Annotated in this window: 21 protein-coding genes; 16 read left to right on the top strand and 5 right to left on the bottom strand. The window is 36.5% G+C overall.

Features of this window, described 5'->3' with window-relative positions:
- The first annotated feature begins 24 nt into the window (after positions 1 to 24).
- The 5 genes from ctaD to QF028_RS18570 all read left to right on the top strand — a co-directional run bounded on the left by ctaD (position 25) and on the right by QF028_RS18570 (position 4497).
- Complete coding sequence (ctaD, locus tag QF028_RS18590) at positions 25 to 1896, top strand: cytochrome c oxidase subunit I (protein ID WP_429467622.1); 1872 nt, start codon at positions 25 to 27, stop codon at positions 1894 to 1896.
- Complete coding sequence (locus QF028_RS18585) at positions 1896 to 2522, top strand: cytochrome (ubi)quinol oxidase subunit III (protein ID WP_088086268.1); 627 nt, start codon at positions 1896 to 1898, stop codon at positions 2520 to 2522. The genes ctaD and QF028_RS18585 overlap by 1 nt, the downstream gene beginning before the upstream one ends.
- 4 nt (positions 2523 to 2526) lie before the next feature.
- A complete protein-coding gene (gene ctaF, locus QF028_RS18580) occupies positions 2527 to 2862 on the top strand; it encodes a cytochrome c oxidase subunit IVB (protein WP_168242678.1) in 336 nt (111 codons plus the stop codon).
- A gap of 144 nt (positions 2863 to 3006) precedes the next feature.
- Positions 3007 to 3912, top strand: coding sequence for a cytochrome c oxidase assembly factor CtaG (ctaG, locus tag QF028_RS18575; protein WP_429467619.1), 906 nt, complete (start codon positions 3007 to 3009; stop codon positions 3910 to 3912).
- Between the two features lie 120 nt (positions 3913 to 4032).
- A complete protein-coding gene (locus tag QF028_RS18570; protein WP_429467617.1) occupies positions 4033 to 4497 on the top strand; it encodes a DUF420 domain-containing protein in 465 nt (154 codons plus the stop codon).
- A 58-nt stretch (positions 4498 to 4555) separates the two neighbouring features.
- Here the strand turns inward: QF028_RS18570 and QF028_RS18565 are convergent, their stop codons facing one another.
- Positions 4556 to 4915 (bottom strand): YugN family protein, encoded by a 360-nt coding sequence (locus tag QF028_RS18565; protein WP_429467615.1) that lies wholly within the window; start codon positions 4913 to 4915, stop codon positions 4556 to 4558.
- Between the two features lie 192 nt (positions 4916 to 5107).
- Here QF028_RS18565 and QF028_RS18560 point away from each other — a divergent pair, with 192 nt between their 5' ends.
- Both QF028_RS18560 and QF028_RS18555 read left to right on the top strand, forming a co-directional pair.
- Positions 5108 to 5542: a CBS domain-containing protein gene (locus QF028_RS18560; RefSeq protein ID WP_410881804.1), complete on the top strand. Its 435-nt coding sequence runs from the start codon at positions 5108 to 5110 to the stop codon at positions 5540 to 5542.
- Between the two features lie 179 nt (positions 5543 to 5721).
- Positions 5722 to 6801, top strand: a complete 1080-nt coding sequence (locus QF028_RS18555; RefSeq protein WP_429467612.1) for a CAP domain-containing protein — start codon at positions 5722 to 5724, stop codon at positions 6799 to 6801.
- Positions 6802 to 6818: 17 nt separating this feature from the next.
- Here the strand turns inward: QF028_RS18555 and QF028_RS18550 are convergent, their stop codons facing one another.
- Both QF028_RS18550 and QF028_RS18545 read right to left on the bottom strand, forming a co-directional pair.
- A complete protein-coding gene (locus tag QF028_RS18550; RefSeq protein WP_429467610.1) occupies positions 6819 to 7178 on the bottom strand; it encodes a hypothetical protein in 360 nt (119 codons plus the stop codon).
- Between the two features lie 21 nt (positions 7179 to 7199).
- The gene (locus tag QF028_RS18545) at positions 7200 to 7682 is read right to left on the bottom strand and encodes a PaaI family thioesterase (protein WP_429467608.1); all 483 of its coding nucleotides are present in this window, start codon (positions 7680 to 7682) and stop codon (positions 7200 to 7202) included.
- A gap of 146 nt (positions 7683 to 7828) precedes the next feature.
- Here QF028_RS18545 and QF028_RS18540 point away from each other — a divergent pair, with 146 nt between their 5' ends.
- The 5 genes from QF028_RS18540 (at position 7829) to QF028_RS18520 (ending at position 9900) form a co-directional block, all read left to right on the top strand.
- Positions 7829 to 8233, top strand: a complete 405-nt coding sequence (locus QF028_RS18540; protein ID WP_168242686.1) for a YlbD family protein — start codon at positions 7829 to 7831, stop codon at positions 8231 to 8233.
- 19 nt (positions 8234 to 8252) lie between these two features.
- The gene (locus QF028_RS18535) at positions 8253 to 8492 is read left to right on the top strand and encodes a YlbE-like family protein (protein ID WP_410881794.1); all 240 of its coding nucleotides are present in this window, start codon (positions 8253 to 8255) and stop codon (positions 8490 to 8492) included.
- A 108-nt stretch (positions 8493 to 8600) separates the two neighbouring features.
- A complete protein-coding gene (locus QF028_RS18530; protein WP_410881792.1) occupies positions 8601 to 8966 on the top strand; it encodes a hypothetical protein in 366 nt (121 codons plus the stop codon).
- A 60-nt stretch (positions 8967 to 9026) separates the two neighbouring features.
- Entirely contained in the window at positions 9027 to 9470 is a 444-nt protein-coding gene (locus QF028_RS18525) for a YlbF family regulator (RefSeq protein ID WP_429467605.1), read from the top strand.
- A 154-nt stretch (positions 9471 to 9624) separates the two neighbouring features.
- Complete coding sequence (locus QF028_RS18520; RefSeq protein ID WP_088086281.1) at positions 9625 to 9900, top strand: YlbG family protein; 276 nt, start codon at positions 9625 to 9627, stop codon at positions 9898 to 9900.
- 29 nt (positions 9901 to 9929) lie between these two features.
- On the opposite strand, the gene QF028_RS18515 is transcribed toward QF028_RS18520, so the two are convergent.
- Complete coding sequence (locus QF028_RS18515; RefSeq protein ID WP_215000211.1) at positions 9930 to 10319, bottom strand: DUF7147 family protein; 390 nt, start codon at positions 10317 to 10319, stop codon at positions 9930 to 9932.
- Positions 10320 to 10729: 410 nt separating this feature from the next.
- Here QF028_RS18515 and rsmD point away from each other — a divergent pair, with 410 nt between their 5' ends.
- Positions 10730 to 11290 carry a 16S rRNA (guanine(966)-N(2))-methyltransferase RsmD gene (gene rsmD, locus QF028_RS18510; protein WP_429467601.1) on the top strand — a complete coding sequence of 187 codons (561 nt, stop codon included), beginning with the start codon at positions 10730 to 10732 and terminating at the stop codon, positions 11288 to 11290.
- A gap of 12 nt (positions 11291 to 11302) precedes the next feature.
- Entirely contained in the window at positions 11303 to 11788 is a 486-nt protein-coding gene (coaD, locus tag QF028_RS18505; protein ID WP_168242692.1) for a pantetheine-phosphate adenylyltransferase, read from the top strand.
- A gap of 23 nt (positions 11789 to 11811) precedes the next feature.
- Here the strand turns inward: coaD and ylbJ are convergent, their stop codons facing one another.
- The gene (gene ylbJ, locus QF028_RS18500; RefSeq protein WP_429467598.1) at positions 11812 to 13026 is read right to left on the bottom strand and encodes a sporulation integral membrane protein YlbJ; all 1215 of its coding nucleotides are present in this window, start codon (positions 13024 to 13026) and stop codon (positions 11812 to 11814) included.
- A 235-nt stretch (positions 13027 to 13261) separates the two neighbouring features.
- Here ylbJ and QF028_RS18495 point away from each other — a divergent pair, with 235 nt between their 5' ends.
- Positions 13262 to 14041: a patatin-like phospholipase family protein gene (locus QF028_RS18495; RefSeq protein ID WP_215000215.1), complete on the top strand. Its 780-nt coding sequence runs from the start codon at positions 13262 to 13264 to the stop codon at positions 14039 to 14041.
- 8 nt (positions 14042 to 14049) lie between these two features.
- Positions 14050 to 15069, top strand: a complete 1020-nt coding sequence (locus QF028_RS18490) for a SepM family pheromone-processing serine protease (RefSeq protein WP_429467595.1) — start codon at positions 14050 to 14052, stop codon at positions 15067 to 15069.
- The last annotated feature ends 12 nt before the right edge of the window (positions 15070 to 15081 follow it).

Below are 15081 nucleotides of genomic sequence, written 5' to 3'. Positions count from 1 at the left end.
ATTGGTTGAAAGGGAGGTAAAATTGTGAGTACCTATGCTCAAAAAAAGGGATTTGGCGCAACATTATGGGACTTTTTAACAACTGTTGACCATAAAAAAATTGCCATCCTATATCTCATTGCAGGTGGATTTTTCTTCTTAGTGGGCGGACTTGAAGCAGTATTTATCCGTATCCAACTTGCAGTGCCTAATAATGATTTTGTGAGTGCCGGATTATTTAATGAAATTATAACAATGCACGGAACAACAATGATTTTCTTAGCTGCGATGCCGCTGGTTTTCGCTTTTATGAATGCAGTAATGCCTTTACAGATTGGAGCCCGCGATGTAGCGTTTCCATTTGTCAATGCATTAGGATTTTGGTTGTTCTTTTTTGGAGGAATATTCCTAAACCTCTCTTGGTTCTTAGGAGGAGCACCTGATGCAGGATGGACATCATACGCGTCACTTGCACTTCATTCCCAAGGGCATGGCGTAGACTTTTATATCTTAGGTTTACAGATATCAGGTATAGGAACATTAATTGGTGGTATTAACTTCCTTGTTACCATCATTAACATGCGTGCTCCAGGTATGACATATATGAGAATGCCTTTGTTTACTTGGACTACATTTGTTACCTCAGCACTTATTTTGTTTGCATTTCCTCCATTAACAGTTGGTTTAGTTTTAATGATGTTTGACCGCTTGTTTGGTGCGAATTTCTTTGATGCCACTATGGGTGGTAATACGATTATTTGGGAACATCTTTTCTGGATTTTCGGTCATCCAGAAGTATATATTTTAATACTTCCAGCTTTCGGGATTTTCTCAGAGATTTTTCCGATTTTCTCAAGAAAGCGATTATTTGGATACTCTTCCATGGTATTTGCAACTGTATTAATCGGTTTCTTAGGCTTCATGGTATGGGCTCACCATATGTTTACAACAGGTTTAGGTCCTGTTGCAAATGCCATTTTCGCAGTTGCTACAATGGCTATTGGTGTACCGACCGGAATTAAAATTTTCAACTGGCTTTTAACAATGTGGGGAGGAAGTGTAAAATTTACCACTCCTATGCATTGGGCAATGGCGTTTATTCCATCATTTCTTGCTGGTGGAGTAACAGGTGTAATGCTTGCCTCCGCAGCAGCCGACTATCAATATCATGATACTTATTTCGTTGTTGCACACTTCCATTACGTAATTGTGGGTGGTGTGGTATTTGCAGTCTTTGCAGGTACACATCTATATTGGCCAAAAATGTTTGGAACAATGTTGAATGAAGTTTTAGGTAAAATTACTTTCTGGTTGTTCTTCATCGGGTTCCATTTAACATTCTTTATCCAACATTTCTTAGGTTTATGGGGAATGCCGCGACGCGTTTTCACATACCTTCCTGGTCAAGGATTTGACACTGCTAACATGGTTAGTTCTATAGGTGCTGCGTTTATGGGATTAGGTGTTATCGTAATGTTATTTAACATCATTATCACTTCTGTGAAAAATGTTAAAGTTGGTAATGATCCATGGGGAGACGGAAGAACACTTGAATGGGCAATCCCTTCTCCACCACCGTTTTATAACTTTAAGCAGCTTCCACTTGTACGTGGTTTAGATGCTTACTGGTTAGAAAAAATGGATGGTAAAAAAGGAATGACTCCGGCAGAGCCACTTGGTGATATTCATATGCCAAATTCGTCGTTTTTACCGTTTATGATGGCTCTAGGATTATTCATTGCGGCATTTGGTGCAATGTACCATGTAAATGATAAGGCTTGGGCATTACCAGTAATGATCATCGGATTATTAGTAACTTTTGGCTCCATGTTCTTACGTTCGGTGAAAGACGATCATGGATTTCATATTCACAAAGAAGACTTAATTGATGAGGATGATAAGGGGGTTAAGGCATAATGCACGCTGATGAAAAATTTACTTATGAAACATGGCCTGCTGCGCCGGAAAAATCAACCCTTGAATCGAAAAATAAATTCTTAGGTTTTTGGTTCTTCTTAGGGGGAGAGACAGTTCTTTTTGCCTCTCTCTTTGCCACTTACCTTGCATTGAAGGATAAAGTTCCTGATTCAAGTCATCATTTAGCAAAGGATTTATTTGAATTACCGTTAACATTTGTCGCGACAATGCTCCTTTTAACGAGTTCATTAACAAGTGTTTACGCAATGTACCACATGAAGAACTTTGCCTTCAAAAAAATGATGGTCTGGCTCGGTCTTACTGCGCTATTAGGTGCAGGTTTCTTAGGACTTGAGGTTTACGAGTTTTCCCATTATGTTCATGAAGGACATACATTTACAAGCAGTGCTTTCGGTTCTGCCTTCTACGCACTAGTTGGTTTTCATGGAGGCCACGTTGCATTTGGATTACTTTGGTGTTTAACATTAATGTTTAGAAATTCCAAACGAGGCTTAGACCTTTACAACGCTCCAAAATTCTATGTATTTAGTTTATACTGGCATTTTATCGATGTTGTTTGGGTATTTATCTTTACAGTAGTATATTTAATGGGAATGGTGGGATAAACTGATGGCTAATCAACAATTAAATTCAGGTAACCCAAGAGTAGACATTGAATATCGTCGCAAGAAAAATGCAGAAGAGATGAGATATCAATTGGTTTCTTTTGCCTTGATGATTTTCTTAACTCTCATTGCTTTTGCGGCTGTTGCAATTAAAGGATTTAGTGCGTGGTTTACAGTTCCATTTATTATCCTTTTGGCTGTCGTTCAAGTTATTTTCCAACTATATTATTTCATGCATATGAGCCATAAAGGACATGAAGCACCATCGCTCTTTTTATACTCTGGTGTGATGGTTGGAGCAATAACTATTCTTACGTTTTCAACTATTATTTGGTGGTAATATGTTCAAAAAAGAAAATCGGCTTATGGCCGATTTTCTTTTTTAGACCTATCTAAGGGTTGTTTCCATTTTCTTTGCGTATCGTTTTGGCCAAGGGTTATAATATAGTCAATAATACTTTTAAATCATAATGAGGTGATTTGGGTGCTTACATTAGATATATTCGGTTTTAAAGCACTTTGGAGCCCGTATTTTTTACTAATCTTGATAGTCATAACTGTAGGGTATTTTGTCCTTACGACAAAATACAGAAGCTTTTTTCCAGATGGTGAGCCATTAACGAAAACACAAGGAGCTTTGTTTTTATTATCAATGATCCTGCTTTATGCCATTAAAGGATCTCCTGTTGATTTATTAGCACACCTTATGTTTTGGGTCCATATGATTCAAATGGCTGCTTTAGTTTTAGTCGTACCGCCTCTATTTATCATGGCTGTACCTGACTGGTTTTGGAGAAAAATTTTCAGTGTTTCCGTTATTGATTCGCTTTTTAAGCTTTTCTCAAAACCACTTATAGCTTTAATTGCATTTAACGGCTTTTTTTCTTTTTATCATGTACCCATCATTTTTGATCACATCATGCAAAATGCTTGGCTGCATGCTGGCTATTCAATCTTATTGTTTGCCGTCGCAATCTTTATGTGGTGGCCATTGCTTAATCAGATGCCTGAACATCAGACATTAAATGGACTTAAGAAGGTTGGTTATATTTTTGCAGATGGGATTCTGTTAACACCAGCTTGTGCCTTAATCATTTTTGCAGATACACCAATGTATGCAACCTATTCTGATCCCCATGTTTGGGGACAAGTGATGAGCCTATGTGTTGGATCAGCGAACTTCGACAGTTTAAATTTGAGTGGTCCACAACTTTTTAGTTCGATATCATTACTACATGATCAGCAACTTGGTGGAGTTTTAATGAAAATTATTCAAGAAATTATATATGGTGTCATTCTTGGTCATGTTTTCTTCGAATGGTACCGTAAAGATCAATCAGACTCCGAACAGGAAATGAAGCAACCATTAAATCCGTTGCTCATTAAATAATCTCCCATACTCCTGGGAGATTTTTTTACTGATAAGCCTTAATTTCTTGGGTATCGTTTGAAAAGTATGGATCGTTGAACTACTATTATTGTAGAATAAAAGAAAAGAGAGGACCGCTAAATGAATTCCTTACCGATTTTACCTACTATTAGTACCTCATTTATTGTTTTAAGTGCTATTACTGTTGCTATTGGATGGTGGCAAATTAAGCAAAGACATATTGAGGCCCACAAAAAGACAATGTTTTTGGCTGCTATTTTTGCTGTAATCTTTTTTATTATCTATGCTTCTAGAACCCTCTTTATTGGAAATACTTCGTTTGGAGGGCCAGATAATATCAAAATTTATTATACAATATTTTTAATCTTTCATATTACACTTGCGACGACTGGAGCTGTATTCGGCATTGTCTCTATCATGACAGGATACAAAAACAAACTTTCTATCCATCGAAAACTGGGTCCGATAACTAGTTTCATTTGGTTTTTTACTGCGATCACGGGTGTTGCCGTATACTTATTGCTTTATGTATTTTATCGAGGCGGCCAGACAACATCTATGCTAAAAGCAATTCTTGGACTGTAAAAAATTAATCGCTTCCGAATAATAAAAAGACGCATGAGAACCATGCGTCTTTTTTCGATTATAATGCAAACTTACTTACTTCTGCTTTTACTTCATCGAGAATTTTTTTACATTGATTTACAAGTGAGGTTGGGAAGCTTTCGCCTTCACCATATTCTACACCGTGTGGGTAATAATGTTTGCCTAAAAGCGGTGTCATTAATTGAATAGTTGCTTTATCAGCGCCAATATCGCCCTCAATCGCATGACCCCGTACACGCAAGTAAAATACCCCTTCTTTTAATTCAAACTTGCGGTCGTATGTAACTCGTTCGTAGTCCCATTGTCCTTCGCGAACTAAACCGTGATCTAACATTACTTCATCTAAACGGTTTAAGTCAGCCTTTAACTTTTCAATTTCAGTATTCTCGAATTTCATAATGAATCCCTCCTAAAAACAATACCATTGCCCCTATGTTTCCTATTTAAGTAGGAAAGCAATAATAATTCAATTTAATAATAGTTGAAAATGTTTCAACTTGCAATGAATACCTTCAGCGAATAAAACAATCTTGGTAGGAAACCCTAAAATAATGGTAAGAGGAATTAAATAAACCTAGGGGGCAGTAAAATGGAAGAAATCCGAGATATAATGACTGAAGAGGTAGAATGCTGTACGTTATTGGATAATGTTTATGAAGTCGCCTTAAAGATGAAGCACTTAAATGTTGGGGCTATACCAATTATTGACCAGGAAAAGCTTGTCGGAATGATTACAGACCGAGATATTGTTGTTCGAGGTGTTGCTGAAAAACATCCTGGTTCAACAAAAGTAGAAGATATCATGAGTAATGACCTTATTACTGTTACTCCTGATTCTTCCAGTAAAGATGCAGCAAAATTAATGGCAAAGCATCAAATCCGACGATTACCTGTGGTAGAGGAAGGTAAGTTAATAGGAATTGTTTCCCTTGGTGATTTCGCGATCCGCGAATTGACTGACGACCAAGCAAAAGAGGCATTAACGGAAATATCTGAGCAAAATTATAATGGAGCACAACATTAAAAATTATTATATAAAAAAATAGTTTTACCTTTAGAAAACAGGTACTCATCGTGCCTGTTTTCTTTTTATCAGTTCATTTGTCTGACATTTTTGATTATGACTATTACTATCCAAGATATTGATGATATAATAATTTTATCTATACATATAATGATTCATGAAAGTAATAGAGAGGGTGAATGCCTCTGCGTACACTGACTAGAATTCTTATTCTTTCAGCAGTTTTCTTAACTATCGGTTTTTATGTGAGTATAAACGAAAATAACGATAGTAATATTTTAATTAAAGAAGATCATACTTCAGAAATGAAACAACCTATTTCACAAAATCCTGATAATAAGCCAAGTAAAAAAATAGTCTCGGATAAACCGAAAGAAGGTTTGGCTTTATTAATTGGGAAAAATGAAGGTGAATTAGAAAAACTACTTGGTCCACCAGTTCGGATTGATGAGTCAATGTATGGTTACCAGTGGTATATTTATAATCAAGACGATAAAAAGTATGTCCAAGTGGGTGTTGAAAATAAACATGTAGTTACGATTTTCGCGATAGGCCAAAATCTTGATGTAGCACCTTTTGAAATAGGAGAGCCGGTTGAGGAAATCTTCAATACGCATTATATTGATACAAATATTAAGATTGAATTTAATGGTAATTCGTATCATTTTGAATTGAATGATGCTGATTTAAATCTTCGGCCAATGGTGCAATTGGGTGATGTCTTTGTCCAGCTCTACATAGATAAATTTACTGGCAATCTTTCTAGTGTTCGGTTCCTTAATGCAGAAACACTAATTAAACAAAGGCCATATGAACTTGTTTATAGTGGATATTTAATCAAAGCACCTGAACCTAGTGAGGAAAGGCGGCGTGCCATTGAAGAAGATACGGAACAGGAGATATTTGACCTAACGAATGTCTTACGAGTAAGAAATAAATTAAAGGAATTAAAATGGGATGAGAATACGGCAGAGGCCGCGTTTGAGCACAGTAAGGATATGTCAGTAAACAACGACTTTTCACATAAATCCAAGAAATTTGGAGATCTTACCAAACGATTAAAAACGGCCCATGTGGTTTACCAGGCTGCAGGCGAGAATATTGCGGCAAATTATACAGATGGACCAGCTGTTGTCGAGGGTTGGCTAAATAGTAAAGGACACCGTGAGTCACTGTTAAGTAAGGAATACTCTCATCTTGGTGTAGGGGTATTCCAAAAGTACTATACTCAAAACTTTATATCAAAAACAGAACAATGAAAAAGGTGACGATTAGGTCACCTTTTTTCAATCTTATATTGATTAAATATAAATCTGTTTTGCTCCCATTTCCCGAATAATCGGATCACTTCCCCCACATTAAAATACTCTTTATTGAAATTGTTAGTAATGGGTGTGATCTTTTGGGCGGTGATTAGTTTTGTTTCTGTTTGTAGTTTTAAGGACTGAACATAAATGTAGCGATGATAATAAAACCGTTGCTTCTCTTCGATAATACTTTTAATTTCACCTGTTATGATTGCTTCTTGCTGTACTTGGCCAGTATCAAGCCACTTTGTATCGTGCTCCTTCATCTCTTTTTTTGTAAGCCAAAAAAAGTAAAAGCAAATAATTGGGATTACGATGGCGGTGACCATTATTGATCACACCTCCGCTTATTATTTTTTTATAATAAAGAATGTACCTGTGGCATAGGCGATTTTTTTTCCGTCACTCCGATATGCTTCACCTGAGATGACCATTGTTTTGCTGCCGCTATGAACAATTTCCGCTTTACTGTAGAGTGTTTCTCCGATACCTGGTGCTATGTAATGGATATTCAATTGATTTGTTACGGCTCCATAACCATCTGGTAGAAGATAATTAGCCAGACTCCCCATTGCTGTATCAAGTACCGTCGCAGTAATCCCGCCATGGACAATATCTAGGTGGTTATTAAGAGTTGGGTCTAAAGGAATCGTAATTTCGCAGGTTTTCTCATTTAGTTTTCTATCCATTTGCAGAATTCCGTCAATATATGTACTTCGCTTTTGTTTAATTTTTACTTGGAATCCCGATAAAAGGTAGGCAAGAGAATTTAAATCAGTCTCTGAACCAGTTTCAATACATGTTTCTAATAATCGACGTAATTCATCTTTCATTATACTTACCTCTTTCATTTCTTTGTCTTTTGACATCTTACCATTTACAAGGCGAATATTAAATATTTTAATCTCAGTGTTCTTTCACATTTGTAAAATTCTTTCATATTGTATTACTGGGACTAATTTGGGCTGAGGTGAGATAAATGACACAAAAAAAATTACACCCTTCCGTGTCACAATTCAAAGAATTTGTTAAAAACAATCCAAAACTAATCAAAGAAGTACGGAAAGGGAAGGCAACTTGGCAGGAACTATATGAAGACTGGTATTTATTAGGTGAAGAGGATAGCCGCTGGGAATCGATGGGATCTGATACTGGATCAGTCGATGAAACAAGCACAGAGTCTAAAGGTGATTGGCTTTCTAATATTATGGGAATGGTTAAGAAAATGGATCCGAATCAAATGCAAAACCACATGAATAACCTAAGTCAGGCTCTGGGGGCGATCCAAGGTGTAATTTCACAATTTCAAGGAGAAAACCCTGGTACAGGTCCTGTTAAGCCGTCAGAAGGACCTAAACATCCATTTGTGTTTAGAAAAGATTGATGGAAAGGAACCTTAACTCATGCGAAGAGATATACTGCAATATATTGAAAGTCAAAAGGACTTAAAACAATTCATTCGCGAACAACCAATATGGTATAGAAAGCTGTCAAGAAATCCATATGATTTGCAATCGCTTGAAATTGAATCCTTACACTATTATAAGAAAACAATTCCTGACCAAGTGAATAAGTTTTCGAATAGTGTACAAATGGCTTCGATGATGTATCACATGTTTCAGGGGATGAAAAATCAAAATTAAACAAAGTCACAGGATTTATTTTGTGGCTTTTTTTATTTGTCATAGCGGAGTAAGACTAAAAAAAGAAAAGGAGGCGAACAATACAAGCAAAAGAAGGAGTGAATTTAAATGAAAAAGCTAGTTCCGCAGTTAATCCTAATGATCTTTTTTATTGGAATCCTTACTGGATTTAATAATGACTTACCTAGAACTGAAATTCCTTCACTATATGTTCACCACCAGATCAAAGGTGAGACAGTTTTAATTAATTGTATTGTTACAGGAATCAGCTTCCGTGACGCAGACCCTTCAAAAGGAAGAATCGGGAAGATTGTTGTTTGGGTGGATGGAAAGAAAAATAGCGAGGTTAAAGCGGCAGCTTTTATAATTAAAGGTTTTTCACCGGGAACCCATAAGGTAAAGTTAGAAGTTGTCAATCCAAATAATGAACCGTATGGATTAGCGAAAGAATTTATGGTAAATATCCCTAGATAAACTGAAATTTTCACATTACTACCACTTTCATGTTAAAATATCTTTGGAGGTGGGCGTAAAATGCTTGCTACGTTAGAGAGAGTCGAATTATTGGAACAAGCTGAGCAATTAGCAAAGATGGTATTAGAATCTGAAATAGCCGAACAATATCAAATATGTTTATATAAATTGCAAAATAACAAGGAAGCACAGCGGAAAATAAGTCAATTCGTTCGTCTAAAGGAGCTATATGACGAGGTCCAGCGGTTTGGTAAATACCATCCTGATTATAAAAAGGTAATGACACAAATCCGCGAAAATAAAAGGGAAATGGATATAGATCCTCTGGTAGCAGAATTCAAATTGGCTGAGAATGATTTGCAAGACCTACTAGATGCAATTAGTATTATTGTAGGCGGTGCGGTCTCTGAACATATAAAAGTTCCAACAGGAAATCAGTTTTTTGAAACGAAAACCAGCCACGTTAGTGGTTGTGGCGGTGGAGGAAGCTGTGGGTGCGGCTGAAAAATCAGCGAATTGTGCTGATTTTTTTTTGTAATGTCAATCTTTTCAGATTTTAAGCACTTATCTGGAATAAGTAGCAAAGTTTGAATTGAAAAGGAACGTTTTAATATGCTAGACTTATGTAAAATGATGGTTTGTTGAAGGGGAAAAAAGTATGTTTGTTCAAAGACAAGGATTGGTTGTTTGGCTTTACTCGTTAAAACAAGCTAAAATGCTTCGGCGTTTCGGAAACGTTCATTACGTTTCAAAAAAGTTGAAGTATGTTGTTCTGTATTGTAATCAAGAAGAGCTGAATGAAATAATGGAAAAGTTGAATTCTTTTTCGTTTGTAAAGAAAGTAGAACCTTCATATAAACCATTTTTAAGAATGGAGTATGAGAATTCGGCGCCAGATAAAGCAAAGGAATATGATTATAAAATGGGTATTTAAAAAGGTGAGGGCGTTTCCCTCACCTTTTCCTATTGTAGTGGAAGTAAATAATGATTAAGACGGAGAATGCCGATTAAGTGCTGGTAATACAGCTCTTTTTCATAAAAAATGGTTGACGGCTTAACAGATAGCTCATGTATTTGCTTACCATGTTTTACAGCAGTAGAAGCAAAGATATCATACCTCTTATTTGATATAAATTTGGGGTTTGGAATACCCTCACGACAAATATATAGGGCTTGGAATTTTCCAGGGTCTGTTGGCTTTAATACGACAACCAATGAGGTTCTATCCTGATCATCAATCTTTGTGTGCAGTGCGAGCATATGTTGAAGACGGTGTTGATTTGCATTTGTAAGCTCAATCAGTTCATATATATCTGAATATCCTTCTCCTAATTCAATAAAACGCTGGATCAATGAAAACTCTCCTTTAAAATGGCTTAATTCAAGAATACTCTATCACTAATTTCCGATCTTTTGAATAATAAGTAAAAAAAAAACCTGCAGAAAATTCTGCAGGGTCCTTCCACATCCTCATAAAGGATAGAAGGCAAAGGGAGAGGAGAAACCGGAGGAAGAACTTATGGGGAAACGTAAGTCTTCTCCGCGGTTGGCAACAACATCCTCGAATTGATGTTGTTAATTACATTATTTCCACAACCTAAAAGCTTATACGTACTTTCGAATAAATTTTCCTGATGAAAGAATCATTTTCTGTAAATCATTACTCAAATGAAAAGATATACACTTACTAATTGTCTACTTTTTGTATATTATGATAGGATGGATTAAGAAAATTATTTCTGAAAAAATGTGGTGATATGGTAGTGAGAGTGGTTTCAGGGATTTGCAAAGGTAGACCTTTGAAAGCTGTTCCAGGTAATACAACGAGGCCGACAACTGATAAGGTAAAAGAGGCTTTATTTAATATGATTGGACCTTATTTTGATGGCGGCATTGGATTGGACCTATTTGCTGGAAGCGGTGGATTAGGTTTGGAGGCACTTAGTAGGGGATTGGAAAAAGTTATTTTTATTGACCGAGAATTAAAGGCCATTCAAGTGATCCAGGAAAATATTAAAGCTTGTAAATTTGAGGACCAAACGGAAGTCTATCGCAATGATGCCGATAGAGCATTAAAGGCTCTCATAAAAAGAGAAATCTGCTTTGATTACATATTTTTAGACCCACCGTACAAAAAACAACAACTCGTCAGCTTAATGGAAAAAATGGATAAACAGGATGTAGTAAAAATAGATGGATGCGTTGTCTGTGAGCATAGCTTCGATGTTGAATTACCAAAATCATTAGGGCGGTTTATCCAAATAAAACATGAAAAGTATGGAATGATCGCGGTAACTATTTATATACGAACAGATATTGAGTGAGGGGGAGTCAATTTGACAAAAATAGCCGTTTGTCCAGGAAGCTTTGATCCAATTACATATGGTCATTTAGATATTATTAGAAGAGGTGCCAAAGTATTTGACACTGTCTATGTGAGTGTATTAAACAATTCATCTAAAAATCCGTTATTCAGTGTTGAAGAGCGAATGAATCTAATTCAGGCTGTAACAAAAGATCTTCCTAATGTTAAGGTAGATGTCCATTCTGGCTTACTTGTTGATTATGCAAAGGCTGTTAATGCTAATGCTATCATCCGTGGATTGCGGGCAGTTTCAGATTTTGAGTACGAAATGCAAATCACTTCGATGAATAGAGTGCTTAATGAAGATATCGAGACCTTTTTTATTATGACCAATAATCAATATTCCTTCTTAAGCTCCAGTATTGTAAAAGAAGTGGCAAAATATAATGGGAACATATCAACGCTCGTCCCACCAATTGTTGAAAAAGAATTACAAAAGAAGTTCAAAAAACAATAAAAAAGAGCTTTGCCAGCTCTTTTTTATTGTTTTTTTACGCGGCAAAACAAAATTAGCACATACACAAAAAGGGAGAAAATGGTGATAAGCGGACCAACTTCCATCATTTTATGATAAAAATGATCTCCCCATGAACCGTCTTCAAAAAAACCAACAGGTAAAGCGTTAGAAGGCTGCTCTTGATTATTGAAACGCAAGTAAACTGGCTTCCACAAAATCAATGCAAACAAGCTTGCAAATATACCTTGAAGGATTCTTGCAATAAAAAATGGTTTAAATCGGATATCTGTTTGTGCCAGGATGCTTGCAACCTGTGCTTGGACACTAAATCCACTAAATGCCAGGATAAAGCTGGTAATCATTGCTTTTTGTAATAGAGTAGCATCTTGAACCAGACTCGTTAGTTGGCTGCCTAATGTAATTTCAAATAAACCAGATATAAATGGAATGCTTAACATTTCAGGGAAAGACAATGAGGATAACAAGATCTCTACTGATTTTGCAAGTGTCGCTGTAATATGTAAATGATAAAGTAATTTGTTAATCACAGAAAATAAAATAATAAACCCGCCAACCATTAATAAAGTTTGAATGGAAGAATTAACTGCATCACCAAGAAGTTTACCAATTGGTCGATTATCTTTTAATCTTGTTTGATGCAAAGCGGATAAAGCCAATCGGATTTTGAACTTTTTATTTTTCTTACTAATTTCGTTAGGGGATTCATTCCCATAAAAACGCATGATCAATCCAACACAAATATTTCCTAAATAGTGGGCTAATGCAAGAATAACACCTAAATGAGGATTATAGAAAAAACCTACAGATACTGCCCCAAAGATAAATAAAGGGTTAGAAGAATTTGTGAAAGAAACAAGTCTTTCTGCTTCAATTCGTGTTAAGTGGCCTTCCTGACGTAATCTTGCGGTAAACTTTGCTCCAGCGGGGAATCCTGAAGCCATACCCATCGCCCAAACGAACCCTCCAACACCAGGTACCTTAAAGAGAGGCCTCATTAATGGCTCCAATAATACGCCGATAAATTTGACAACCCCAAAGCCAATTAACATTTCAGAAACAATAAAAAAAGGTAATAGCGATGGAAAGACAATTTCCCACCACATATTTAGCCCTCGGATAGAAGCGTCTAAGGACTCTTGAGGAAAAGAAATAAGTGAGGCAGCTAAAATAGTGACGGATATAGATAAAAAAATAGTTTTTAGTTTGGAACGAAACAATGAAGGAACCTCCTTCCGAGAGGGATCGATGAAACTGTGCAATCAATTAATTGAATGGTAAAATAAGAATTATTCTTATCCTGACTTGTCCTCATATAAAACAAATATACTCATAGAACGTTTATTTAGACCATAAGATTGAACGAGACTTCTTATTTCTGTGGATTGGCTTCGGGAAGTCCTGTCTGTTAAGAAGAAAAAATATCTAATAGGTTTAAATAGGAGGTCTTTAGTAATGGAGCACCCTAAAATAGGCTTGGCGCTTGGTTCGGGTGGTGCACGTGGGTTTGCTCATTTAGGAGTCATAAAAGCATTGAAAGATGCTGGAATTCCGATTCATCTGATTGCAGGCAGCAGCATGGGGGCGCTGGTTGCAAGTTTTTACGGGGCAGGAATTGACATGGATCGGTTATATAAATTATCCACTGCTTTTAAAAGAAAATACTTTTTGGATTTTACTGTTCCGAAAATGGGATTTATCTCAGGAAAAAAAGTAAAGGAATTTATTAAGGTTTTTACTCATGGAAAAAACATTGAGGACTTGTCCATTCCAATAGGTATCGTCGCAACTGATTTATTGACGGGGGAAAAGGTTGTTTTTCAAACGGGCCCGGTTGCTGATGCTGTAAGAGCAAGTATTTCCATCCCGGGGATATTTGTTCCAGAAAAATATAATGGGAGAATCCTTGTAGATGGTGGTGTATCTGACCGTATTCCTGTTTCTGTGGCTAAAGAGATGGGGGCGGATATAGTTATCGCAGTAGATGTCTCCAGGGTGAAACGGAACGCAGAAATTACCTCAATTTACGATGTGATTATGCAGAGTATAGACATTATGCAAGCTGAAATAATTAACAATAGAGAGATCGCGGCCAGTGTAATGATTCGACCCCCTGTTGAAATTTATAGTTCACGAGCCTTCACAAATATTGATGAGATCATTAATCTTGGTGAGGAAGAAGCGAAAAAACATCTAAAGCAAATAAAAACCGTGATTGAACAGTGGAAGGGGTAGAAATTGCGATGCGCAAAAAAATATATATAGGTTCTGCACTAATCGTTGCCATTTTTTTTATCTGGGGAATGTTCTATTCATTGCCTTATTATGTTTCAAAACCTGGAATGGCGAAAGAACTTGGACCAATCATTATGGTTGAAGGCGGCGATAAGGATAAAGGTAATTTTATGCTTACAACAGTTAGAATGGGTAGAGCAAATATTTACTCCTATTTAGAAGCAAAGATACGAAATTATGAAGAACTTTACCCATTAGATATGATTTTAAATAAAAAAGAAACAGAGGAAGAATACAATGCGAGACAGCTCCATCTGATGGCTGGCTCAAAACTTAATGCAATAGAAGTTGCCTACCGTAAGGCGGGATTGCCTGTGAATTATAAATATAAGGGGATCTATGTCATGCAGGTGATTCCAGAAATGCCTGCGGAAGGAAAGCTTTCCACGGGTGACCGCATTTTTAAAGTGGATGGGCAGCAATTGCCTTCTTCGGAAAAATTTATTGATTACGTAAGCAAAAAACAAGCTGGGGATAAGGTGAAATTAACCTACTTGCGTAATAAAAGTACAAAGACTGTTACATTAAAACTTCAGCCTTTTAAAGAGAATCCTCAAAAGGTGGGGATAGGAATTTCTCTAGTGGACGATAAAGAAATAGTTGTCAAGCCAAAGGTTAAAGTAAAGACAGATGAAATTGGGGGACCATCTGCTGGATTCATGTTTTCATTAGAAATCTATAACCAGTTAACAGAAGGAGACTTAACTAAGGGCTATCAAATTGCTGGTACCGGGACGATTGATGTGGATGGAACAGTCGGACCTATTGGAGGAATTGAACAAAAAATCGTAGCTGCTGACAAGGCTGGGGCGGAGTACTTTTTAGCTCCTAATGAAAAAGGGATAAAGAATTCCAATTACCGGGATGCAGTTAAGACTGCAAGGGACATAAAAACCAAAATGAAGATCGTTCCAATTGATAACTTTGATGACGCAGTTAGGTATTTAGAAAAGCTAAAGGAAAAATAAAAATGATGGTGC

This window comes from Neobacillus sp. B4I6 (assembly GCF_050434045.1).
Classification (GTDB): domain Bacteria; phylum Bacillota; class Bacilli; order Bacillales; family Cytobacillaceae; genus Neobacillus.
Note: the sequence above shows the minus strand (reverse complement) of the source record. Positions and strands in the feature narration are given on the sequence as shown.

Coding starts and splice junctions, on each gene's coding strand:
- QF028_RS18585 (WP_088086268.1), top strand. CDS start 1,896: ATGCACGCTGATGAAAAATTTACTTATGAAACATGGCCTGCTGCGCCG.
- ctaF (WP_168242678.1), top strand. CDS start 2,527: ATGGCTAATCAACAATTAAATTCAGGTAACCCAAGAGTAGACATTGAA.
- QF028_RS18570 (WP_429467617.1), top strand. CDS start 4,033: ATGAATTCCTTACCGATTTTACCTACTATTAGTACCTCATTTATTGTT.
- QF028_RS18565 (WP_429467615.1), bottom strand. CDS start 4,915: ATGAAATTCGAGAATACTGAAATTGAAAAGTTAAAGGCTGACTTAAAC.
- QF028_RS18560 (WP_410881804.1), top strand. CDS start 5,108: ATGGAAGAAATCCGAGATATAATGACTGAAGAGGTAGAATGCTGTACG.
- QF028_RS18555 (WP_429467612.1), top strand. CDS start 5,722: ATGCCTCTGCGTACACTGACTAGAATTCTTATTCTTTCAGCAGTTTTC.
- QF028_RS18550 (WP_429467610.1), bottom strand. CDS start 7,178: ATGGTCACCGCCATCGTAATCCCAATTATTTGCTTTTACTTTTTTTGG.
- QF028_RS18545 (WP_429467608.1), bottom strand. CDS start 7,682: ATGAAAGATGAATTACGTCGATTATTAGAAACATGTATTGAAACTGGT.
- QF028_RS18540 (WP_168242686.1), top strand. CDS start 7,829: ATGACACAAAAAAAATTACACCCTTCCGTGTCACAATTCAAAGAATTT.
- QF028_RS18535 (WP_410881794.1), top strand. CDS start 8,253: ATGCGAAGAGATATACTGCAATATATTGAAAGTCAAAAGGACTTAAAA.
- QF028_RS18530 (WP_410881792.1), top strand. CDS start 8,601: ATGAAAAAGCTAGTTCCGCAGTTAATCCTAATGATCTTTTTTATTGGA.
- QF028_RS18525 (WP_429467605.1), top strand. CDS start 9,027: ATGCTTGCTACGTTAGAGAGAGTCGAATTATTGGAACAAGCTGAGCAA.
- QF028_RS18520 (WP_088086281.1), top strand. CDS start 9,625: ATGTTTGTTCAAAGACAAGGATTGGTTGTTTGGCTTTACTCGTTAAAA.
- QF028_RS18495 (WP_215000215.1), top strand. CDS start 13,262: ATGGAGCACCCTAAAATAGGCTTGGCGCTTGGTTCGGGTGGTGCACGT.
- QF028_RS18490 (WP_429467595.1), top strand. CDS start 14,050: ATGCGCAAAAAAATATATATAGGTTCTGCACTAATCGTTGCCATTTTT.